Annotated in this window: 19 protein-coding genes; 7 read left to right on the forward strand and 12 right to left on the reverse strand. The window is 68.4% G+C overall.

The window, feature by feature from the left end; translation table 11 throughout:
* Complete coding sequence (locus WDM91_13755) at positions 1-1551, forward strand: DHA2 family efflux MFS transporter permease subunit (protein ID MEI9995655.1); 1551 nt, start codon at positions 1-3, stop codon at positions 1549-1551.
* Here WDM91_13755 and WDM91_13760 read toward each other — a convergent pair.
* Together WDM91_13760 and WDM91_13765 are read right to left on the reverse strand one after the other, a co-directional pair.
* Positions 1548-2453 (reverse strand): EamA family transporter, encoded by a 906-nt coding sequence (locus WDM91_13760; GenBank protein MEI9995656.1) that lies wholly within the window; start codon positions 2451-2453, stop codon positions 1548-1550. The two genes, WDM91_13755 and WDM91_13760, sit on opposite strands and share 4 nt — an antisense overlap.
* 62 nt (positions 2454-2515) lie before the next feature.
* Positions 2516-3241, reverse strand: a complete 726-nt coding sequence (locus WDM91_13765; GenBank protein ID MEI9995657.1) for a hypothetical protein — start codon at positions 3239-3241, stop codon at positions 2516-2518.
* Between the two features lie 110 nt (positions 3242-3351).
* Here WDM91_13765 and WDM91_13770 point away from each other — a divergent pair, with 110 nt between their 5' ends.
* From WDM91_13770 to WDM91_13785, 4 genes are read left to right on the forward strand one after another with little or no spacing between them, the layout of a single operon-like run.
* Positions 3352-4254, forward strand: coding sequence for an ABC transporter permease (locus tag WDM91_13770; GenBank protein MEI9995658.1), 903 nt, complete (start codon positions 3352-3354; stop codon positions 4252-4254).
* The gene (locus WDM91_13775) at positions 4254-5063 is read left to right on the forward strand and encodes an ABC transporter permease (GenBank protein ID MEI9995659.1); all 810 of its coding nucleotides are present in this window, start codon (positions 4254-4256) and stop codon (positions 5061-5063) included. Before WDM91_13770 ends, WDM91_13775 begins: the two co-directional genes overlap by 1 nt.
* Complete coding sequence (locus WDM91_13780; protein ID MEI9995660.1) at positions 5060-6106, forward strand: ABC transporter ATP-binding protein; 1047 nt, start codon at positions 5060-5062, stop codon at positions 6104-6106. The genes WDM91_13775 and WDM91_13780 overlap by 4 nt, the downstream gene beginning before the upstream one ends.
* The gene (locus tag WDM91_13785; protein MEI9995661.1) at positions 6103-7074 is read left to right on the forward strand and encodes a putative 2OG-Fe(II) oxygenase; all 972 of its coding nucleotides are present in this window, start codon (positions 6103-6105) and stop codon (positions 7072-7074) included. The genes WDM91_13780 and WDM91_13785 overlap by 4 nt, the downstream gene beginning before the upstream one ends.
* On the opposite strand, the gene WDM91_13790 is transcribed toward WDM91_13785, so the two are convergent.
* The 7 genes from WDM91_13790 to ccmE all read right to left on the reverse strand — a co-directional run bounded on the left by WDM91_13790 (position 7060) and on the right by ccmE (position 16641).
* Entirely contained in the window at positions 7060-9930 is a 2871-nt protein-coding gene (locus tag WDM91_13790) for a bifunctional [glutamine synthetase] adenylyltransferase/[glutamine synthetase]-adenylyl-L-tyrosine phosphorylase (protein MEI9995662.1), read from the reverse strand. The two genes, WDM91_13785 and WDM91_13790, sit on opposite strands and share 15 nt — an antisense overlap.
* 57 nt (positions 9931-9987) lie before the next feature.
* On the reverse strand, positions 9988-11370 hold the full coding sequence (locus tag WDM91_13795; GenBank protein MEI9995663.1) for a HAMP domain-containing sensor histidine kinase: 1383 nt from the start codon (positions 11368-11370) through the stop codon (positions 9988-9990).
* A 3-nt stretch (positions 11371-11373) separates the two neighbouring features.
* Positions 11374-12057: a response regulator transcription factor gene (locus WDM91_13800; protein MEI9995664.1), complete on the reverse strand. Its 684-nt coding sequence runs from the start codon at positions 12055-12057 to the stop codon at positions 11374-11376.
* A 122-nt stretch (positions 12058-12179) separates the two neighbouring features.
* Positions 12180-13736 (reverse strand): Do family serine endopeptidase, encoded by a 1557-nt coding sequence (locus WDM91_13805; protein MEI9995665.1) that lies wholly within the window; start codon positions 13734-13736, stop codon positions 12180-12182.
* Between the two features lie 147 nt (positions 13737-13883).
* Complete coding sequence (locus tag WDM91_13810; GenBank protein ID MEI9995666.1) at positions 13884-14291, reverse strand: cytochrome c-type biogenesis protein; 408 nt, start codon at positions 14289-14291, stop codon at positions 13884-13886.
* Positions 14288-16204, reverse strand: a complete 1917-nt coding sequence (locus tag WDM91_13815; GenBank protein MEI9995667.1) for a heme lyase CcmF/NrfE family subunit — start codon at positions 16202-16204, stop codon at positions 14288-14290. The genes WDM91_13810 and WDM91_13815 overlap by 4 nt, the downstream gene beginning before the upstream one ends.
* Positions 16201-16641, reverse strand: a complete 441-nt coding sequence (ccmE, locus tag WDM91_13820) for a cytochrome c maturation protein CcmE (protein ID MEI9995668.1) — start codon at positions 16639-16641, stop codon at positions 16201-16203. The genes WDM91_13815 and ccmE overlap by 4 nt, the downstream gene beginning before the upstream one ends.
* Positions 16642-16742: 101 nt before the next feature.
* Between ccmE and WDM91_13825 the strand changes: the two genes are divergently transcribed.
* Complete coding sequence (locus WDM91_13825; protein MEI9995669.1) at positions 16743-17327, forward strand: hypothetical protein; 585 nt, start codon at positions 16743-16745, stop codon at positions 17325-17327.
* Positions 17328-17513: 186 nt separating this feature from the next.
* Here WDM91_13825 and WDM91_13830 read toward each other — a convergent pair whose 3' ends face one another.
* Positions 17514-17855 carry a hypothetical protein gene (locus WDM91_13830; GenBank protein ID MEI9995670.1) on the reverse strand — a complete coding sequence of 114 codons (342 nt, stop codon included), beginning with the start codon at positions 17853-17855 and terminating at the stop codon, positions 17514-17516.
* Between the two features lie 105 nt (positions 17856-17960).
* Between WDM91_13830 and WDM91_13835 the strand changes: the two genes are divergently transcribed.
* Positions 17961-19169, forward strand: coding sequence for a CoA transferase (locus tag WDM91_13835; protein MEI9995671.1), 1209 nt, complete (start codon positions 17961-17963; stop codon positions 19167-19169).
* 31 nt (positions 19170-19200) lie between these two features.
* Here the strand turns inward: WDM91_13835 and WDM91_13840 are convergent, their stop codons facing one another.
* The gene (locus tag WDM91_13840; protein MEI9995672.1) at positions 19201-20541 is read right to left on the reverse strand and encodes a hypothetical protein; all 1341 of its coding nucleotides are present in this window, start codon (positions 20539-20541) and stop codon (positions 19201-19203) included.
* Positions 20542-20712: 171 nt separating this feature from the next.
* Positions 20713-22107, reverse strand: coding sequence for a sensor histidine kinase (locus tag WDM91_13845; GenBank protein ID MEI9995673.1), 1395 nt, complete (start codon positions 22105-22107; stop codon positions 20713-20715).
* Positions 22108-22137 lie beyond the last annotated feature (30 nt).

The raw sequence follows: 22137 nt of genomic DNA on the forward strand, positions 1-22137 counted from the left end.
ATGAGCGCGCCCGGCGCCGCATTGCCAAGGCCTCTCGCCGGCATGGCGCTCGCCGTCACAGCGGTGGCGCTGGCGCTGGGCACCTTCATGCAGGTGCTGGACACGACGATCGCGAACGTCTCGCTGCCGACGATCGCGGGCAATCTGGGCGCATCGACCGACCAGGGCACCTGGGTGATCACCTCCTTCGCCGTGTCGAACGGCATCGCGGTGCCGCTGACCGGCTGGCTGATGGGCCGCTTCGGCGTGGTGCGGACGTTCGTGGTGGCGGTGCTCGCCTTCACGATCGCGTCCTTCCTCTGCGGCATCGCCTGGAGCCTGAATGCGCTGATCTTCTTCCGCATCCTGCAGGGCGCGGTGTCGGGTCCGATGATCCCCGGCTCGCAGGCGCTGCTGATCTCGATCTTCCCGTCGGACAAGCGCGCGACCGCGCTGGGCATCTGGTCGATCACGACGCTCGTCGCGCCGATCCTCGGCCCGATCCTGGGCGGCTACATCTCCGACAATATCCATTGGAGCTGGATCTTCCTGATCAACGTACCGATCGGCCTGCTCTGCGCCTTCCTGTGCTGGACGAATCTCAAATCGCGCGAGACGCCGACGCGCAAGCTGCCGATCGACAAGGTCGGACTGGCGCTGCTCGCGATCTGGGTCGGCTCCATGCAGATCATGCTCGACACCGGCAAGGACGCAGACTGGTTCTCGTCGCCGATGATCGTGATCGAAGCCGTCGTCGCGGTCGTCGGCTTCTTCGCCTGGGTGATCTGGGAAACGACCGACGAGCACCCCGTGGTCGACTTGTCCCTGTTCAAGCACCGCAACTTCGCGCTGGGCACGGTGGCGTTCTGCCTCGGCTATGCGGTGTTCTTCGCCAATGTCCTTCTCCTGCCGCTGTGGCTGCAGACCAATGTCGGCTATACCGCGACCTGGGCGGGCCTGGTTGCGGCCCCCAGCGGCGTGGTCGCCGTCCTCCTGACGCCCATCGCGGCGCGCTTCATGGCGCGGATCGATGCGCGGATCATGGCGACGATCTCCTTCGTCGCCTTCGCCGTCTCCTATTTCATGCGCGCCGGCTACACCCAGGATGCCGGGTTCTGGGACTTCGTCTGGCCGCTGATGGTGCAGGGCATCGCGATGAGCACCTTCTTCGTATCCATGCTCACGATCTCGCTCGACGGCATCCGGCCCGAGCGGATTCCGTCGGCCTCCGGCATCTCCAACTTCACCCGCATCACGGCGGGCGGCTTCGCGGCCTCGATCACGACCACGATGTGGGACCGGCGCGAGGCGCTGCACCAGAGCCGGCTCTCCGATCATTCCTCGGCCTACGAACCGGCGATGCAGCAGGCGATGGCGCATCTGCACGGTTTCGGCTTCACCGACCTGCAGTCCTACACCCTGCTGGCGCGGACGGTGGCGCAGCAGGCCTATCTGCTGGCGGCCGACGATCTGTTCTGGCTCTCGGGCTGGCTCAGCATCGCGATGATCGCCGTGGTGTGGCTGGCGCGGCGGTCGATGAGTTCGGGCGGCGCGCCGGTCGCGGCCGACTAAACGTTCGGCGCCGCAAACACCAGGCGAAGCCGCGGCCAGGCGAGATTGACGGCAAGGCCGCCCAGCACCAGCGCGGCCGCGCCGAGCTTCCAGGACGGCAATGGCTCGCCCATCACCAGGGCCGACGTCCCCATGCCGAACACCGGCACGAGAAGGGCGAAGGGCGTGACGGTGGCGGCCGGATAGCGCGACAGCAGATAGGCCCAACTGCCATAGCCGAACAGCGTGTTGCCGATGGACTGGTAGAGCACCGCAGCCCAGGTCGCCGCGCCGGCGGAGCGAAGCCCCGTCTCGATCGCCGGCCAGCCTTCGAACAGGAGCGACAGGGCGAGGAGCGGCGGCACCGCGAACAGGCTCGACCACACCACATAGGCGAGCATGCTCACCTGCGGGCTGGCGCGGGCAATCAGGTTTCCGGCCGCCCAGCATAGCGCGGCGACAAGCGTCAGACCGAGGCCGAGCGGCGTGGCATCGGAGCCGCCATGCGCGACAATGATGCCCAGGCCCGCCGCGGCGAGCGCCAGCGCCGCGATCTGGAACGGCCGGATGCGCTCCTTCGCGAAAGCCATGGCGAGGCCGATGGTGAAGAAGACCTGCACCTGGACCACCAGCGAGGCGAGACCGGGCGAGATGCTGTGCTCCATCGCGATATACAGCAGCCCGAACTGCCCGGCGCCGATCAGAACGCCATAGGCCGCCAGATGCGCCAGGGGAACGGCCGGACGCTTCAGGAAGAACGCCGCAGGCAGGAAGGCGAGGATGAAACGCAGCGTCGCGAAGAGCAGCGGCGGCATGTGCCCCAGCGCGATCTTGATCACCGCGAAATTCGTTCCCCACACCGCGACGATGGCAAAGGCCAGGAGCAGATGCGGCAGGGGTAGCGGGGAAGATTTTTCGGTCATCGACACAGGCTAGGAGAGATGCGCCCTCCGGTGGAAGACCCTGGAACACATGCCGCCTGCGCTCATGGCGCGGGCGTCGCCGAACGGTCCTCGAGCCGGGAGATGATCATGATCTTCTGCCAGATCTTGCGGCCGAGATCGGAGGTCAGCGCCTCGACCTCGTTCACCGCCCCGATCACCGCCGGATCCTGAATCCGTCCGGCATAGAGCGCGGCGAGCTTGGCGATCAGCGCCAGCATCTCGGCGCAGTAGTCGAGATAGCGCGAGAGCTCGAACTCGCTCATCCGCCGCGCGGGGGAGGATGGGGTGGCGGGGCCGGAGGCCAGGACGATCGTCGGATCCTTGGTCAGCTGATGCATGTCGACGACATGGGCGAAGGAGCGCAGCTCGAACAGGCGGCGCAGCACGGCACGACGCTTCCAGCGCTGCTCCAGCGTCAGGACGAACCAGATCGCCGCAAAGGCCAGCAACAGGAGATTGACGGCGGCATCGAGCCCCTGGCTGATCCCGACCGCGTCGGAACGGCGGATGACGTCGGCCCAGTCGACCAGGCGGGCGACATAGATCTGGGCGGCCAGGCCGGCCAGGATCGCGATCGCCGCCAGCGCGCGCAGGGCGACATGCGGACGGCTGAGGGTGGCCACCCGCGACGCCGTCTCGCGCGCCGTGGCGGTGAGGTCGGCGGCGACCAGGGCGAGGCCGGAGCCGGGAAAGCGCTCGGCGATGCGGGCGTGCAGCTTGGCGACGGTCGCGACGATCTTGCCGGCATCGAGGACGTGGACGTTCATGGGCAGCCCATGGCGGAGCGCCGGACCGTATCGTGCCGGGCAGGCCCGCGAAAGGGTGTGCGGCGAAGGTCCGGCTTGCTACAACACGGTGCGGCAGGGAGCGCGGACGGATGGAAGCAGCAGCGGGGGCTTGGGGGGCACGCTTCGCGCATGTCTATCGCCGTTCGGAAGGCCTGCGCGGGTTCGTCCTGCTGTCGCCGACCATGGCGATCATGCTGGTGGCCCTGGCGGCGCCGATGGCGCTTCTCGCGCTCTACAGCTTCTGGAGCCAGGACGGCTATGCGCTGAACACCCAGCCGACGCTGGCGCAATACGCCACCAGCCTGGGACGCAGCACCTATCGCGCGCTGTTCTATCGCTCCATCGCGATCTCGGCGCTGGTGACGCTGGTCACGGTGGCGCTGGCCTATCCGATGGCCTATTTCGTCGCGTTCCGGGTCGAGCGCGCGAAGTTCGTCTGGCTGATCCTTCTGACCATCCCATTCTGGACCAGCTATCTGCTGCGCGTCTTCGCCTGGAAGGTGATCCTCGGATACAACGGCGTCATCAATTCCGGGCTGATGAGCCTGGGCCTGATCCACCAGCCGCTGGAGTTCCTGCTCTACAATCCGACGGCGGTCGTCGTGACGCTGGCGCATGCGTGGGCGGCGTTCGCCATCCTGCCGATCTATGTCAGCCTGGAGAAGATCGACCGCTCGCTGCTGGACGCCGCCGCGGATCTGGGCGACGGGCCGCTGCGGCGCTTCTTGCGCATCACCCTGCCGCTGTCGCTGCCGGGCGTGGTCGGCGCCGCGGTGCTGATCTTCGTGCCGACCACGGGCGATTATGTGACGCCCGCATTGGTCGGCGGCGCGGACGGCACGATGATCGCGAATGTGATCGAGGTGCAGTTCGACAAGATCGGCAATTGGCCGCTGGGCGCGGCGCTGGCGATGGCGAGCATGGCGGCGGTCGGCGTGATCACCCTGCTGTTCGTAACGGCGGTCCGCGCTGCCGCAGCGAGGATCCGCTGATGCGCGGGCGACCAGGGCGCGGCGGCCTGCTGGCCTATGCGGTGCTCTACCTCGCATTCCTCTATCTGCCCGTTCTCTTCCTGCCCCTGTTCTCCTTCAACAATTCGGTGTTCATCGCCTTTCCGCTGAGCGGCTTCACGACCCAATGGTACCGCGACATGCTCGGCGACAGTGCGATGCTGCACGCCCTGGGCAACAGTCTCGAGGTCGCCGCGGTCACCGCCTTGCTGGCGACCGTGCTCGGGCTGCTGGCGGCCAAGGCGCTCACGCGCTATCGCGTGCCGGGCGGCGGCGCGCTGCTCGCCTTCTCGTCCCTGCCGCTGTTCATCCCGGACATCGTGCTGGGCATCTCGCTGCTGATCCTGCTGAACCTGGCGGCGATCCCGCTCTCCCTGCTGACGGTCGCGGCGGGACATGTCCTGATCTGCGTGCCGTTCGCGATCACCGTCCTGATGTCGCGCTTCGAGGGCTTCGACAAGAGCCTGGAGGAGGCGTCGCTGGATCTGGGCGAGAGCGGTTGGATGACGTTCTGGCGCGTCACGTTCCCCCTCGCCCTGCCCGGCATCGTGTCGAGCCTGCTGCTCACCTTCATCGTGTCGTTCGACGAGTTCCTGATCGCCTATTTCCTCAGCGGCAACGAGGTGACGCTGCCGATCTATATCTGGGGCCAGCTGCGCTTTCCCGACCGGCTGCCGGCGGTGCTGGCGCTGGGCGCCGTGATCCTCGTGTCGACCGCGTTGCTGGTGGTGTTCGCCGAATGGGTGCGCGGCTTCGGCCTGAAGGATCGCCACAGGATGGTGGGGGCATGAGCGACGGCGGCTTTCTCCACATCGCGGGCGTGAGCAAGCGGTTCGGCGGCGTCACGGCGGTCGATCATGCGGAGCTCGGCATCGCGCGCGGCGAGTTCTTTTCCCTGCTCGGCCCAAGCGGCTGCGGGAAGACGACGCTGCTGCGCATGATCGCCGGGTTCGAATATCCGAGCGCCGGCGAGATCTATGTGGACGGCGAGCGGATCACCGACATGCCGCCCAACCGCCGCCCGTCGAACATGGTGTTCCAGTCCTACGCGATCTTTCCGCACCTCAACGTATTCGACAACATCGCCTATGGCCTGCGCCGCGAACGCCTGCCGCGGTCCGATATAAGGCGCCGGGTCGGCGAGGCGCTCGCGATGATCAAGCTGGAGGGCTTCGGCGACCGGCGCGCCGACCAGTTGTCGGGCGGACAGCGGCAGCGCGTCGCGCTGGCGCGGGCGCTCATCTGCCGGCCCAAGGTCCTGCTGCTGGACGAGCCGCTGGGCGCGCTGGACAAGCGGCTGCGCGAGGCGATGCAGGTCGAGCTGCGGCAGCTGCAGAAGCGCGTCGGCATCACTTTCGTCTTCGTCACGCACGACCAGGAAGAGGCGCTGTCGATGTCGGACCGCATCGCGGTGATGTCGGGCGGGCGTATCCTGCAGGTGGCGGGTCCGCGCGCGCTCTATGAGGCGCCGAACTGCCGCGAGGTGGCGGACTTCATCGGACAGATGAATTTCTTCGATGGCGTGGTCGGCGCCGACGGCGCGATCGAGACGCCGCCGCTTGGGCGCGTGCGCGTGGCCGGCGGCGCGGCCGGAACGAGGGTGCTGGTGGCCTTGCGGCCGGAGAAAATCGTGTTGGGATCGGATGGCGTGGCAGGCACGATCGCATCGGCGGCCTATCTGGGCGAGCGCACGCATTACGCGGTTGCGTTACCCGGGCGCGCCGAGCCCGTGTTGGTCGCGACGCAGAACGCCGGCGCCGGACATGGCCATGCGGTGGGCGAGACGGTGCACTTGTCCTGGCGCGACGACGCCGTCGTGGTGCTGCCGCCATGACGGGACGGTTCGCATCGCATGTCCAGGCCCGGCTGGCGCTGCTGCGGCACGCGGCGGCGCAGCAGCCCGCATCCGTCGCGCTGCGCACCCAGCTTGCCGACACGCTGGCGGACGCCGGAGAATACGACGAATTCGCAGCGCTGTTCCGCGCGTCCTATGCGGAGACGCCGCTGCGCGGATTGCTGCTGGGGTCGCTGGCCGATAACGCGCCGCGCGACAGCGTCGAGAAGGTCCATGCGCGCGCGGCCGCGCTTGTCGCACGCGGCATGGGGTATGCGCCGGTGATCGCGGCGCTGGCGGTCTGCGAGGCGCTGCTGGGACGGCCCGAAGAAACGCGGCGTCTGGTCGACTATGAACGATTTCTCCGGGTCGCGCCGATGGCGCCGCCGGAGGGATATGGCGATGCGGCGTTTCGCGAGGCGCTGGCGGCGGATGTGCGCTCCAAGCTCGAATACACCGATCCCAATGCGCGCAACACCGGCAATGCATGGTTCCACAATGGGCTTACGGCGTCCGAACGGCCGGCGGCGCGTGCCTTCACATCCGCTGCCACGCGGGCGGTCGAGCGCTATGTCGCGGCGCTGCCGGCAGACGACACGCATCCCTTCCTGCGGGCACGGCCGGAACGGTTCTTCCTGCGCGGCTGGGGCGTGGTGGCGAGATCCGACGGCCACTTCGAGACGCATGTTCATCCGCATGCCTGGCTGAGCGGGGTTTACTATGTGTCGCAGCCAAAAGCCTCACTGGACGGTCCGCGCGGCTGGCTGCGCGTCGGCCCGCCCTCACGGTACGCGATCGGCGACGCCTGGCCCGAGCGCATGGTGTCGCCGACGGCCGGATGCCTGGTCCTGATGCCGGGCTATTTCTTCCACGGTACGGTGCCGCTGGGGGCGGATGAGGAGCGGATCAGCATCGCGTTCGACGTGGTGCCGTCCGAATTCGCCACCTCCGCTTCACAATATGGCTGAACGGATTTCGCGCACACGCCTTTGAAGAGCGCCGAGGCGGCGTTCGAGCGCATCGAACGCCGTCGCATCGCCGGCGCGCGCCAGAAGCGCCTTGAGCCCCGGCGTCGCATGCTCGGGCTCCAATGTCCCGTCCACCGCGATACGCAGGACCTGGGTGAGGGCGTTCTCGAGCGTGGCCGCTTCGACCAGAACCTGCGCATGGTCCGGCACCAGCATGCCGACGGCTTGGAGCTTGCGCAGCGCCGCGATTGTGCCCGTGTCGAGAACAGCGGCATCGGCGGCGACCAACTGCAATGTCTGGGCGACGAACTCGATATCGACCAAGCCGCCGGCCGCGAATTTCAGGTCCCAGGGATTGCGGCCGGGGAATTGCTGCGCGAGCTTGTCGCGCATGTCCCGGGCGTCGGCGACGAGCTTCGCCGGATCGGATTTTGCCGTCAGCGTCGCGCGGATCACGGCCTCGACCTCCCTCGCGAGCGCGGCAGGGCCCGCGATGACCCGCGCGCGGGTCAGCGCCATGCGCTCCCAGGTCCATGACTCTTCCGCGTGATAGCGCGCGAACGACGCAAGGCTGACGGCGGCGGGACCTTTGTTGCCGGTCGGGCGCAGGCGCATGTCGACCTCGTACAGCGCACCGGCGGCGGTATGCACCGTGAGCGCGGCAATCAGGCGCTGTGCGAGACGGGCATAATAGACGGTGACCGGAAGCGGCCTGGCGCCGTCGCTCGTCTCGGCATGTGCCGGCACATCGTAGACGAAGATCAGGTCGAGATCGGAACCGGCCGTCATCTCGCGACCGCCGAGCTTGCCCATGGCGATGACCGCGAATTGCGCGCCCGGGATGCGGCCAGCAGTCTCGGCAAGTTCCGCTTCGACCACAGCGAGAAGTCCCGCGATCACCGCCTCGGCGATATTGGCGAGCGCGGGACCGGCCTGATCCGGCTTGGCGACGCCTTCGATGATCTGGACACCGACGCGGAAGACCTGCTCCTTGGCGAAGCGGCGCGCCGCATCCAGCGCCGCTTCATAGTCGCGCGCGTCGTCGAGCTGCCGGCCGAGGGCCGCGTCCAGCGCCGCCCGGCTCGGCAGCGTCTGCAGGAAGTCCACGTCTATCAGGGCGTCGAGCGTCGCCGGAGCCCGCGCCAGATGCTGCGCGAGGCGCGGCGCCGAACCGGCGATGGTCGCGATGAGCCGCAGGAAGTCCGGCCGCGCCAGAAACTGCGAGAACAATTGCACCCCGGCCGGAAGGTTGGTGAGGAAACGGTCGAACTGCGCGAAGGCCGCATCGGGATCGGCGGTCGCGGCCAGCGCCGGAAGCAGCGCCGGTACAAGCTTGGTGAGCAGCTCGCGGGCGCGGGCGCTGCGGGTGGCGCGGATCCGGCCGTGATGCCAGCCGCGGATCGCGGCCGAGACATGCGCCGCGGTGCGGAAGCCCATCGCCTGGAGCGTGTGGATCGTGCCCGGGTCTTCTTCCACACCGGTGAAGACGAGGTTGCCTTCCGAAGCCGTCAGCTCCTGCTCGCGCTCGAACAGGCGGGCGTAGTGGCCCTGCACGATCTCAAGCTGCGCCACGAGCGCCGCGCCGAACGCCTCGGCGTCGCAATAGCCCATGAAGCAGGCGATGTGCGCGATGCCGTCCTCCGTCTTCGGAATCGAATGGGTCTGTTCATCCTCGATCATCTGGAGGCGGTGTTCCAGCGTGCGCAGGAAGCGGTAGGCGGCTTTCAAATCATCGGTGGTGGATTCCGTGACGAGGCCGCGGGCGCACAGCGCATCCAGCGCCGCAACCGTCGCCCGCTGGCGCAACTCCGGCAGGCGGCCGCCGAGGATGAGCTGCTGCGTCTGGGCGAAGAACTCGATCTCGCGGATGCCGCCGCGCCCCAGCTTGATGTTGTGGCCGGCCACCGCGATGGCCCCGTGACCGCCATGCGCATGGATCTGCCGCTTTATGGAGTGGATGTCCTCGATCGCCGCGTAGTCGAGATTGCGCCGCCAGATGAACGGCTCGATCGCCTCGAGGAATCGTGCGCCGACTGCGGGATCGCCGGCGCAGGCGCGGGCCTTGATGAAGGCGGCGCGCTCCCAGTTCTGGCCCATGCCTTCATAGTAGGATTCCGCCGCGTCGGTAGAGATCGCCACCTGGGTCGCGCCGGCATCGGGACGCAGCCGCAGGTCGACGCGGAAGACATAGCCGTCGGCGGTGATATCGGTCAGCAGCCGGACCACGCCACGCACGAGATCGACGGCAGCGCCGCGCAGGTCGTCGCGCTTGCGGAAGGGAAAGCGGACCGGGTCGTAGAAGACCACCAGATCGATGTCCGAAGAATAGTTGAGCTCGAAGGCGCCATACTTTCCCATGGCGAGGACGGTGAGCCCGGTCTCGGCCTCGAGCGCCGCGCCGTCGCGCTCGGCGAGACCCGCGCGTGGGAAGGCTTCGCGCAGGACGAAGCGCAGGGCGCCCTTCACGCTCGCATCGGCGAATTCGGTGAGGGCGCGCGTGACCCGCTCGAGCGGCCACAGGCCTGCGATGTCGGCCATCGCGATGGCCAGCGCCGCGCGGCGCTTGGCGACGCGCAGGCGCGCCTTGGCCTCGGCCTCGGTTTCGGCATCGGCGGCGGCGAGCGCATGCTCGATGGCGGCGGCGACTGCCGGATCGGCGCCGTCGGCCAGCAGCATGGGCAACATGGCGTGCTCGCGGATGGCCAGACGGGCCAGGAACGGGCTGTTGCCGAAGATCGCGGCGAGGACAGGGCGCGCCGCGGCGTCGGGCGCGAAGCCCCGCTCGGCCAGCGTATCGAAAGTGCGCGCGGCGCGGGCGGGGTCGAAAGGTTTGGGAAGATCGGCGGCGGTGAACATGGAAGGCAGTCTAACGCATCGCCGCTTCATTACCTCCTCCGTGTGGGGAGGTCATTGTCAGCGCACCCGGGGCGCCGGCCTGGGAAAGCGGATCACGGCCCGCAGGCCGGGCTTGTTGTCCTCGAGGAGGAGCCGCGCGTCATGAAGGCGGGCGACCGCGGCGACAAGGCTCAGTCCCAAGCCGGTGCCAGGCGAGTTGCGGCTGGCTTCGAGACGAACGAACCGCTCCACCACGCGCAGACGCTCTTGCGGCGGGATGCCCGGTCCGCTGTCGGCGACGCGCAGTTCGACGCCCTGGGGCGTCTCCAAGGCGGTCACCGTCACGCTGCCGCCGGACGGGGTGTATTTGATCGCGTTGTCCACGAGATTGGCGAGGGCCTGGCTGATCAGGCTGCGGTTGCCGTCGATCATCGTCGCGCCGGCGGGCGTGATGCTGAGGCTGACGCCCTTCTCCTCCGCCAGCGGCGCGTAGAGCTCGGCCATGTCCTCCGCGATCGGAGCGAGGTCGATCGGCACCATCTCGCCGCGCGTCACGCCGGCATCGGCCTCGGCGATCAGGAGCAGCGCGTTGAAGGTGGTGATGAGCTGATCGGTCTCGGCAACCGCGGCCTCGATCTCGCCGGCCTGGTCGCTGCCGGGATCGAGATGGCGCAGCGTCGCCTCGAGCCGGTTGCGCAGGCGGTTGAGCGGGGTGCGCAGATCGTGTGCGACGGAGTCGGTGACCTCGCGCACGCCTTTCATCAGCCGCTCGATGCGGTCGAGCATGGCGTTCAGGTTCTCCGCCAGGGCATCGAACTCGTCATGCGAGGCGCCGACCGGCACGCGGCGCGACAAGTCGCCATCGATGATCTCCGCCGAGGTGCGGTTGATGGAGTCGAGACGCGCCAGCATGTTGCGGCTCATCAGGGCGCCGCCGATCAGGCCGAGCAGGAGCACGAGGCCGACGGTCCAGGGCAGCGTGGTGGTGAAAAGCCGCTCGGTCAAATAGCGCTCATGCACGTCCTGGGCGACGAGGAGATTGAAACCGCCGGGCAGGAGGAAGGCGCGGCCGCGGGCCTTGCGGGTCTCGAGCGCGTTCTCGACCCGGCGCTGGTAGTCGAACTCGACGAAGTTGTCGGGGCCTTCCTTCTTGGCCGGCCAGGCATCGAGATTGCCGACGATGGGCTGGCGGAAGCGGTTGGCGAGGAGATAGAGGCCGGAGCCGCCATGCGCCGAGCGGCTGACCACGACCTCGGCGAGGCCGCGCAGGCCGAGCTGCTGATATTGCTCCGACAGGCCGGTGATCTCGGCCTCGATGATCTGATCGGTCTGTGCGTCGAGCGCCCGCTTGGTGTTCCAATAGGTGAAGGCCAGGAGCGCCGTCACCGAGACGGCGAAGACCGCGACATAGACGAGAACGATGCGGTAGGCCTGCGTCCGTAGGATGTCAGGGGCGCGCACGGATCATGTCGCTCGCGCCGCGCGGATCATGTAGCCGGCGCCGCGCACGGTGTGCAGCAGCGCGGTGTCGAAGCCCTTGTCGATCTTGGCGCGCAGGCGCGAGATGTGCACGTCGATCACGTTGGTCTGCGGATCGAAGTGATATTCCCACACGCTTTCCAGCAGCATGGTCCGGGTCACGACCTGGCTGGCATGGCGCATCAGATATTCGAGCAGGCGGAATTCGCGCGGCTGCAGGTCGATGGCCGAACCGGCGCGCTGCGCGGTGCGGGTGAGCAGATCGAGCTCGAGATCGCCGACCTGGAGCCGGGTCTTCACCGATTGCGGCGAGCGGCGGCGCATCAGCGCGTCGATGCGCGCGAGAAGCTCCACGAAGGCATAGGGCTTGGTCAGGTAATCGTCGCCGCCGGCCTTGAGCCCTTTCACGCGGTCGTCGACTTCCGAGAGCGCGCTGAGGAACAGCACCGGCGTCGTGTTGGCATGCTCGCGCATGTCGGCGACGACCTTGAGGCCGTCGACCTTGGGCAGCATGCGGTCGATGATCGCCACGTCATAGGGGCGCGACAGCGCGAGCGTGAGGCCGGTCTCGCCATCCGCCGCGTCGTCCACGACATGGCCCGCTTCCTTCAGCCCGTTGACGAGATAGCGTTGGGCTTCGAGATCGTCTTCGACGACGAGAATGCGCACTCATCCCTCCTGCACTCATGAATGGGTCCGCGCCGGCGGCAGCAACGGGGGGGATGGGGCCACCACCACCGGCGCGGGGGCCAGGACGCACGGTTGCCCGCGCGCCCCGGTACTCGGGTAACTCAACTTTGTCCGACGTCGACCGCGACGAAGCGGGTGCCGCCCTGGGTGGCGACCAGGAGCAGAATGCTGTGATGCCCCGCCGAGCGCGCCGCCGCGATCTGCGCCAGCATGTCTTTGGGCGAATGTACCGGCTTGTTCGCGACGGAGAGCACGACGTCGCCGGGCTGGATGCCCTTGTCGCCGGCGTCGCTGTCCGGATCGACCCGGGTGACGAGGACGCCGTCGATGGCCTGGTCGATATTGAAGTTGCGGCGCGCTTCCGGCGTCACCGCCGAGAGTCCGAGACCCATCGCCTGCAGCGTCGCGCTGCCGCCGCCGCCCATGGTCTGCGCGCCGTCGCGATCGTCGGGATCGTTCGAGGCGACGCGCTGGTCCGGACGATTGCCGATCTTGGCCGTGATGGTCTTCATGTCGCCGTTGCGCAGCACGGTGAAGCTCGCATTCACCCCGGCGGGAAGCGAGGCGATGTGGCGGGTCAGGTCGCGATTGTCCTCGACCGTGCGGCCGTTGAGCGCGATCACGACGTCGCCCTGCTGGAAGCCCGCGGCGGCGGCCGGCCCGCCGGGCACGACCTCGGCGACGATCGCACCCTTGGGACTGGTGATGTTGAGCGCGGTCGCGATCTCCGGCGTGATCGCCTGGATGTTCACGCCGAGATAGCCGCGCTCGACATGGCCATGGGCCTGAAGCTGCGCGATCACGTCGTGGATGGTCGAGGCCGGGATGGCGAAGCCGATGCCGACGCTGCCGCCCGACGGCGAGTAGATCATCGAGTTCATGCCGATGACTTGACCGCGCAGGTCGAAGGTCGGGCCGCCGGAATTGCCGCGGTTGATCGGCGCGTCGATCTGGATGAAGTCGGTATACGGACCGTTTCCGATGTCGCGGCCGAGCGAGGACACGATGCCGGCGGTGACCGAGTTGGAGAGGCCGAAGGGATTGCCGACCGCGACGACCCAGTCGCCGACGCGGACCTGGCGGTCGTCGCCGAACTCGACGGTGGGGAGCGCCTTGTCGCTCTTGATCTTGAGCAAGGCGATATCGGTCAGCGGATCGCTGCCGATCAGCTTGGCCTCGAAGCTGCGGCCGTCGGGCAGCTTCACGGTGATCTTGTGGGAATTGTCGATGACATGGTTGTTGGTCACGACCAGGCCGGAGCGGTCGATGATGAAGCCCGAGCCGGCGGAGATCGCCTTGTGCGGGGCGCGGCCTTGACCGCCCTGGCCCTGGTTGTTGAAGAAATCGCGGAACGGCGCCGGAATGTCGGCGACGACGGGTGCGGTCTCCATCGTCTCGGCGGTGATGGTGACGACGGCCGGGCTGACCCGCTCGACCAGGTCGGCGAAGCTGAACGGCGCGCCGTTCTCGAGCATGCGGGGCGGCGTGCCGCGGGTCGGCTCGGCGGCGGCGATCTGCCGTTCCTGGACATCGGAGACGGGACGGACGCCGGGCACGAAGGCAAAAGCGCTGAGCCCGACGAGCACGACGGCGGCGGCGGTGCCCAAAGTCAGGGTGCGGCGATGGCGTTGGAAGATGCTGGGTTTGGGGTCGGACATCAAAAGCTCTCCAAGGGACCTGCGATGGCAGCGCGGTCAGGGGCCAAGTACTACGCCAATCTTACCAAATTCATTCCGAAACATTAATAGGCCGTAACACAGCCGTTGTACTCGGGATTCTCGCGCGGACGTGATCGGAACGTTCCGTCAGGCCTCGCCGTATGGCGGTTTCCGGGCTCTGACCACCACGGAAATGGCGACGCCGCTCGCCAGTATCAAGACGACAAAAGGTGTCAGCCATAAGGCGTAGGTGGCGGCGTCGAAGGGCGGGCGCATGAGGATCACGTCGCCATAGCGGGCGACGAGGTATTGCTTGATCTGGTCGTCGCTTTCGCCGGCGCGGATATGGGCCCGGACCAGGGCGCGCAGGTCGGAGGCGAGCGGCGCGTTGGACTCGGCGATCGACTCGCCCTGGCACACCATGCAGCGGAGTTCCGCCTGCAGGGCGCGGGCGCGGGCCTCCTGCGCCGGATCGGGCAGCGTGCCCGGCACCGGGGCCGCGACGGCGGCGACGCCCAGCAGCAGGACCAGTAGCGGCGCGAGAAGCCGTTTCATTCGGCCGGCACCGCCGCGGCAGCGGGGATCGCGCGCGTCTTGCGCAGCCGCGACCACAAGGATGCGAAGCCGCCCAGCGCCATCACCACCGCGCCCAGCCAGATGAACGGCGCCAGCGGATTGACGTAGGCACGCAACGTCCAGGTCGTGTCGTCGCGGCGGTCGCCCAGCGCGAGATAGAGATCGGTGAAGATGGTGGTGCGGATCGCGGTCTCGACGGTCTCCTGGCGCTCCGCCGGGAACAGGCGGCGCTCGGGATGCATGACCGCGAGCGTGCGGCCGTTGCGCGAGACGGTGACGTTGGCGCGGGCGGCCCGGAAGTTCGGCCCGGTGGCACCGACGACGCCGTCGAGCCGCAGATCGTAGCCCGCGATGGTCATGCTCTCGCCGAAATGCAGGACCTCGAGCGCTTCGCTGCGCCACAGCGTGGTGCCGGCGATGCCGATCAGCGTCACCGCGAGGCCGGCATGGGCAAGCGATGAGGCCAGCGCGCTCGCGGTCAGCCAGCGGCGGCGGCGAAGATCGATGACGCTCGATATCAGAAGCCAGGCGGCAAGGCCGAACATGGCGGCGCCGGTCAGGGTATGGGGCGCGGTGAACAGAAGGATCGCGAGCATCGCGACCACGGCGATGCCGAAGGCCGGTGCCAGCGTCCTCAGCGCCTCACGCCAGTCGCCCTTGTGCCAGCCGAGCCGCGGCCCGAACGGAACCAGCAGCAACAGCGCGCCGAAGATCGGCGAGAAGGTGATCGCGAAAAACGGCGGCCCGACCGAGAGCTTGGTGCCGGTCAGCGAATCCAGCACCAGCGGATAGAGCGTGCCGATGAACACGGTGGCCGCCGCCGCGGTGAGGAAGACGTTGTTGAGCAGAAGCGTCGTCTCGCGGCTGACCGGCTCGAAGGAGGTGCCTTCCTCGAGTCCCGGCGCCCGCCAGGCGAAGAGCGCGAGCGCGCCGCCGATCGCGACGAAGATCAGGATCAGGATATAGAGGCCGCGCGTGGGATCGCTGGCGAAGGAATGGACCGAGCTCAGCACGCCGGAGCGCACCAGGAAGGTGCCGATCAGGCTGAGCGAGAAGCCCGCGATGGCGAGCAGCAGCGACCAGGAGCGGAAGGCGCCCGTCCGCTCGGTCGCGAGCGCGGAGTGCAGCAATGCGGTGGCGATCAGCCAAGGCATCAGCGACGCGTTCTCGACCGGATCCCAGAACCAGAAGCCGCCCCAGCCGAGTTCGTAATAGGCCCACCAGCTGCCCAGCGCGATGCCGAGCGTCAGCGCGATCCAGGCCGCGAGCATGAAGGGCCGCGCGGCGCGGGCCCAGTCCCGCTCCTTCGCGATCAGCGCCGCGGCAGCGTAGGAAAAGGCGGCGGAGAGTCCGACATAGCCCGTGTAGAGCATCGGCGGATGCACCGCGAGGCCGAAATCCTGCAACAGCGGATTGAGTCCGGCGCCTTCGAACGGCGCGGGGTCGAGACGCACGAACGGGTTCGAGGTGAAGAGAATGAACAGGATGAACGCCGCCGCGATCAGGCCCTGCACGCCGAGGGCGGCACTGGTGAGCCGCTCCGTGCCGCGGCGCAGGACGGCGACGGCGGCGGAGTAGATGCTCAGCACCAGAACCCAGAGCAGCATCGAGCCTTCGTGGTTCCCCCAGACGCCGGAGATCTTGTAGATCAGCGGCTTGAGGGTGTGCGAATTGTTGGCGACGTTCTGGATCGAGAAATCGTCAGTGACCGCGGCATAGACCAGCGCCCCGAAGGACAGCGCGACGAAAACGAAGAGCCCCGTCGCGGTCGCCGACGCAGTGCTGCGCGCCAGGGCCGCATCGGCGCGCGCACCAGCAAGGCCGCTGACGGCTTGCACGACCGCCAGCGCAAGCGCGAGGCAGAGCGCGAGGAGGCCGATCTCGCCCGTCATCGGCCTTCCTTCCAGCGCCCGGAGCGCTTGAGCGCATCGACAACCTCGGGCGGCATGTAGCGTTCGTCGTGCTTGGCGAGGACTTCGCTCGCAGCGAAGGTGCCCGCAGGATCGAGGGCGCCGAGCGCGACGACACCCTGTCCTTCGCGAAACAACGCCGGCAGAACGCCGCGATAGGTCACGGGGATGGCGGACTTGCCATCGGTGACCGTGAAGCGGATATCGGCGCCGGCGCCATGGCTGACGCTGTGCGGCGCAACCAGGCCACCGATGCGGAAGGCGACGCCGGTCTGGACGTGCTTCGCGAAGACGTCGCTCGGGCTGTAGAAATACAGGACGTTGTCGCGCAGCGCGAACAGCACCAGCGCGACCACCGCGCCGCTCGCGAGAACGAGGGCGGCAGCGAAGGCGAGGCGGCGGCGCTTCTTGGGAGTCATGGCGCACGGTTTATAAGGGGCGGCAGCGCGCCCTCCAAACGGGCGCCCCGCTTCCGCCCAATTTGCCGCGGAAGATCGCGGGAAATCGAGGGGATCACGCCATGACGGGATTGCGGACGGCTCTCGCCTTGTGCGCGGCGCTGATACTGGCCGGCTGCTATCCGCCGACCACCAGCCGGCCGGTCGGGACCACGGCCGGGCTGCGGAACGATCCGGCGCTCACCGGCACATGGCGCACGCTGCCGCTGGCCGACGATCGCGGCGGGACGTATTTCCACTTCCTGCCCGAGGGCGACGACCGCTTCGTCGTGGCCGTGGTGCCCGCGCATGGCGAGGCAGGCGACCTGGTCGTCGCGACCGTCAGCAGTGCACGGTACGGCCGGTTCGGCTTCTTGAACGCACGCCTGCTGGAGACGGCCGGCAAGCGGGAGAGCGAGCAGCCGCCCGGTACCGTCCCGATCCTCTATCGCTTCGATGCAAAGGGCGTGCTGTCGCTCGCGATGATGGACGAGGATGCGACCAAGGCGGCGATCCGCGCCCACAAGATCGCGGGTTCGGCCGGCAAGGCCGGCACCGACGACGCGACCATTACAGCGGATTCCCGCACTCTCGACAAATTCCTCTCCAGCCCGGCGGGCCAGGCGCTGTTCGCCAAGCCGTTCGGCGTCATGAAGAAAGTCGACTGAGCGCTGGCGCGCCCAGGGGGTCTGGACTCAATTGGGATTCGCAGTGTCACTGTCATGGCCGGCAAAAGCGGGCCATCCAGGTGACGCCGCCACAATCGTCGAAGCACGAGCGCACCAACGGGATGGCCCGCTCTCCGGCGGGCCATGACAAGCCTTTGAATGACTCAGGGCAATTGAGCCCAGATCCTAGTGCGAGCCGCGCTTCAGGATCTCGCCGGCCATGCCGGTCTCATAGGCGAGGCCCGCGGCGGTGAGGACCATCTCGCGCGGATAGTCGGCGCGCGCCAGGCCCTTGCGGGTCAGCGCGTTCCACACCGCCTCGTTGTAGAGGCCCGTCGCGTCCTTGCCCGCGACGACCGCCTCGCCGAGATGGAAATGATCGCCATGCGCGTTGGGGAATTGCCCGATGCGCACCTCGCCGTTCGGCAAGCCGGCCGCTCCGCCCGGCGTGGCGGCGATCGCCTGGAGCAAGGTGAGGGTGCGCAGCTGCAGCGGATTGAGTTTCAGCGGATTGTGTTTCGGCGGCATGACAGGTCCCGGAGCGGTAGCGCCTTCCTTTGGCACGGCTGCGGCACCCATGCAATTTCGCGCGCGCGGGATATAGTCGGCGCGCATTCCTGACGGAGCCATGCCGTGGCCGAAGCCTTTGCCGGACCTTTCGACGGGATCCGGGTCGCCGATTTCGGGCGCTATATCGCAGGGCCCTATTGCGCGGCGCTGCTCGGCGACCTCGGCGCCGACGTGATCCGGGTCGAGAAGCGCGAGGGCCGCGAGGACCGCACCCTGGTGCCCCTGGGCGAGAACGCGGACGGCACGCCGCGCGAGGGCGCGATGTTCCTGCAGATGAACCGCAACAAGCGCAGCCTCACCTGCGATCCGATGAGCGAGGCCGGCCGCGAGGTCGTGCGGCGGCTGGTGCGCAGCGCCGACGTCGTGGTCGCCAACCTGCCGGCGGAGACGCTGAAGGCGATGGGACTCGACTGGGACTCCGTGTCGGCGATCAACCCGCGCGCCATCCTCGCGGTCGGCACCGCCTTCGGACTCGACGGCCCCTATGCCGGGCGCGTCGGGTTCGACGGCGTGGCGCAGGCGATGTCGGGTGCGGCCTATTTCTCCGGCGCCGAGGAACAGCCCGTGCGCTCGGCGGCGCCCTGGGTGGATTTCGGGACGGCGTCGCTGCTGGCACTGGGTGTCGCCGCGGCGCTGCGGGCGCGCGAGACGACCGGGCGCGGACAACTGGTCGAAGGCGCCCTGCTGCGCACCGCGCTCACCTTCTTCTCGCCGACGCTGATCGAGGAGGACGCGCTCAAGATCGGACGCGTGCCGTCGCTCAACCGCAGCCAGACCGCCGGGCCATCGGACATCTACAAGACGAAGGACGGCTGGATCACGGTGGCGGTGAACGGCGATCCGCTGTTCCGCCGCGCCGCCAGGCTGATCGGGGCGCCCGAATGGCTCGAGGATCCGCGCTTCGCCTCCGACAAGGCGCGGGGCGATCATGGAGCGATCATCTCCGAACGCGTCGGCGCCTGGGTCGCGGCGCGGAGCAGCGCCGAGGCGATCGCCGCCTTCGAGGGCGCGCGCGTGCCGGCGGGACCGGTCTACCGGCCGCGCCAGACGCTGGACGACGCCCATGTCGCGGGCGGCGACTTCTTCGTGGACGTCGACTTTCCGGGCCTCGGCGCCGCGAAGGTCGCGGCGACGCCGGTCAAGCTGCACGGCACGCCGGGCACGGTGCGGACCCGGCCACCCATGCTGGGCGAGCACACCGACGAGGTGCTGCGCGAGCTCGGCTTCTCGGCGCTGGAGATCGCGGCCTTGAAGACCGAAGGCGGCGTGTGAGACCGTTTTCGGTGTGTTCGTTGCTCGCCGTCTACGCCGCCGCCTGTTGCGCGGCCTTGCCGCGGCGGCGGAGGAATTCGGCTTCCTCTTCGCTGAAAAGGCACGCCGTCAGGGCGCAGACCAGTTCGAACTGGCTTTCCGCCACGTCCCGCCGCGGCCCTTGCGCGGTGCGCAGTTCCTTGACCACGTCTTCGTTATAGCTGCGCAGCGCCTGACACATTTCCTCTTCGGCCTTCTTCTGCGTCGCGGCGAAGCTCGCGGCGGCGGCGAGCGGCCGGCTGCCCGCGACGAGCCGCGCATAGCGCACCGCGCGCTCCTGCTTCTCGGGATCGACGGGCCGCGAGAAGTCGGGGTATTTCGGGCCGGCGCCGCGCTGCAGCGGCAGCGCCGCCGCCAGTTCCTTGGGCGCGCGCTCCATGAAGCCGTCCATCGTCGCGGCCAGCGCGGCACGATCCTTCATCAGGCGCTGGCCCCACTTGCCGTCGCGGCGCATCTCGATGCCCTTGACGATGCCCGAGGACAGGGTGGTGAAGCGCGAGAGATTGTCGAGCAATGCCCGGCCATCGAACGCCGGATGCTGCGCCTCGCGCACCGCCTTGGCATAGGCTTCGATGTCGTCGAACAGGATTTCGCCGACCATGCCCATGTCGGTCGATGCGATCAGCGTGTCCTGCGTCTGGCGCGACACCAGCAGCGGCAGCTTGAGCGCCTCCCAAGGCCGCACCAGACGATGCATCGCCAGCACGGCGACGTAAGGCGCGGCATCGGGCGTGTTCGCGATCAGCCGGTCATAGACCCGGCGCAGCGACCACAGCATCTCCTCGGTCAGCGTGGGAACGGGCTTGGGAAGGATGTCGTGGATCTCGACCACATCGGCGGCGACGCCGAGCAGCAGTGCCATCTCGGCCGCATCGGCGACGACCTGGGCCGAGCCGAGCGCGTTTCGCGCCGCCTTCTCGTCGGACAGTCGCGCGGCCACCGTCGTCGCGGCCACGGTCCAGAATGCGGCGGCCCGGTTGCGGGCTTCGACATGCTTGCCGGCCAAGGTCAGCGCCCGGAAGTCGCGGATGTAGTCGCGGGTCTGCTCCGGCGCGAGGCTCTGGCTGATCCAGGCCCAGACGGGCATGACGCTGCCGCGGGCGATGGCGCCTTTCTGCTTGGCCTTGCGCGGCAGGAGCGTGAAGAGATCTTCGAAGGGCAGGCAAAAGGCGCGCAGCGGCGTCGGCGTGCGCTCGGCGCCGGCGGCACGGCGCAGCGCGGGACGCAGGCCTTCAAGGATCATCTCATGGGGCAGCGACTTGCCGTCGACCAGCCGGTCGACTTCCACCGCCTGCGCAAGGCGCGCAGCGATCTGCTCGGGCAAGCCGCCCAAGAAGGACTTCAGAAGTCCAGTGCGTTCCGGCGTCAGCATTGCGATCCCAGCGCCCGCCCAGCCGCAAGGATGGGCCGACAGACCCATCAGGTATAGCGATCCTCGGTTAATGCGATGTTTCTGGGCGTCAACCGTTTATCGCCCGTATATTAACCGCAGGCTGGCGGCCTCTCAGGCGATCGCGGGCAGCGACAGCCTGGCGCCCAGTCCGCCCAGCGCCGAGGGACCGAGTTCGAGGCTGCCACCATAGAGCTTGGCCACATCGCGGACGATGGCGAGGCCGAGGCCGGTGCCGGGGACGCTTTCGTCGAGGCGTTCGCCGCGCTCGCCGACCAGGTCGCGCTCTTCCGGCGTCAGGCCGGGACCGTCGTCTTCGATGACGAGCGTGAAGACCGAGCCGGCGGGCACGGCGCCGATCCGGACCTTCGAGCGGGCCCATTTGCAGCCATTGTCGATCAGGTTGCCCGCCATCTCTTCGAGATCCTGGCGCTCGCCCTTGAAGGCGAGGCCGGGCGGACAAGCGACCTCGATGGCGATGGCGCGGTCGCGGTGGATGCGGCGCAAGGTGCGCGCGAGATCGTCGAGCACGGAGGCGACCGGCGTGCGGTTGCCCAGGACGTCGAGCGCGCCAGCGGCGCGGGCGCGGGCGAGATAATGGTCGACCTGGCGGCGCATGGCGAGAACCTGGCGGTTCACGGCATCGGCCAGCGGGCCGGGCTGCGCCGCCGCCTCGCTCTGCAGCACCGTCAGCGGCGTCTTCAGGAAATGCGCGAGGTTGGAGACATAGGAGCGGGCACGGCCGACGACCTCGGCGGAATGCTCGATCAGGCTGTTGAGCTCCAGGGCCAGCGGCGCGATCTCGGACGGGAAGCTGCCCTCGAGGCGGCGGGCGCTGCCGTCGCGGATGCGGTGCAGGGCGAGCGTCACCCGGCGCAGCGGCTGCAGGCCGACACGCACCTGGATGAAGACCGCCGCGATCAGGCCCGCGCCCAGGATGGCGAAGGACCAGATCAGCGTGCCGTTGAACTCGGCGATGCGCGCATCGAGATCCTTCATGTCGGAGGCGACGAACAGCATGTAGGCGCGGCTGTCGTCGGTCTTGGCGGTGGCGGTGATCGGAAACTCGATGCGGCGGGCGAGGATGCGCAGATGCTGGCCGTCCGGGCCATCGCCATGGCCGGCGACGAAGCCGTCCTTCTGCGGCGTGGAATCGGCGAAGGCCAGCGTGTGGTCGAGCAGCGAATGGGAGAACAGCATCTTGCCCTTGCCGACCGGGTCGATCTGCCAATAGGCGCCCGAATAGGCGCGCTGGAAGGCTTCGCTCAGATAGTGCTCGTCGAGCTGGATCTCGCCGCTCCGGTCATGGCCGGCGGCGGCGACCAGGGCGTCGAGGTCGTCGCGCAGGTCGGAGTCGAAATCGCCCTCCACCGACGTGCGGAACGCATTGGAGAGGATGAGGCCGCCGCCGATGAGCGCCAGCAAGGTCCACACCGCCGCGGCGGCGATGAGGCGGCCGGACAGCGAGTTGAGGCGCAAGCGATCGGCGATGGAGCGAAGGCGGGACACGAAAATCCTTTGAAGGCGAAGCGGGAACAG

The sequence above is a fragment of the Rhizomicrobium sp. genome (assembly GCA_037200385.1).
Taxonomy (GTDB): Bacteria; Pseudomonadota; Alphaproteobacteria; order Micropepsales; family Micropepsaceae; genus Rhizomicrobium.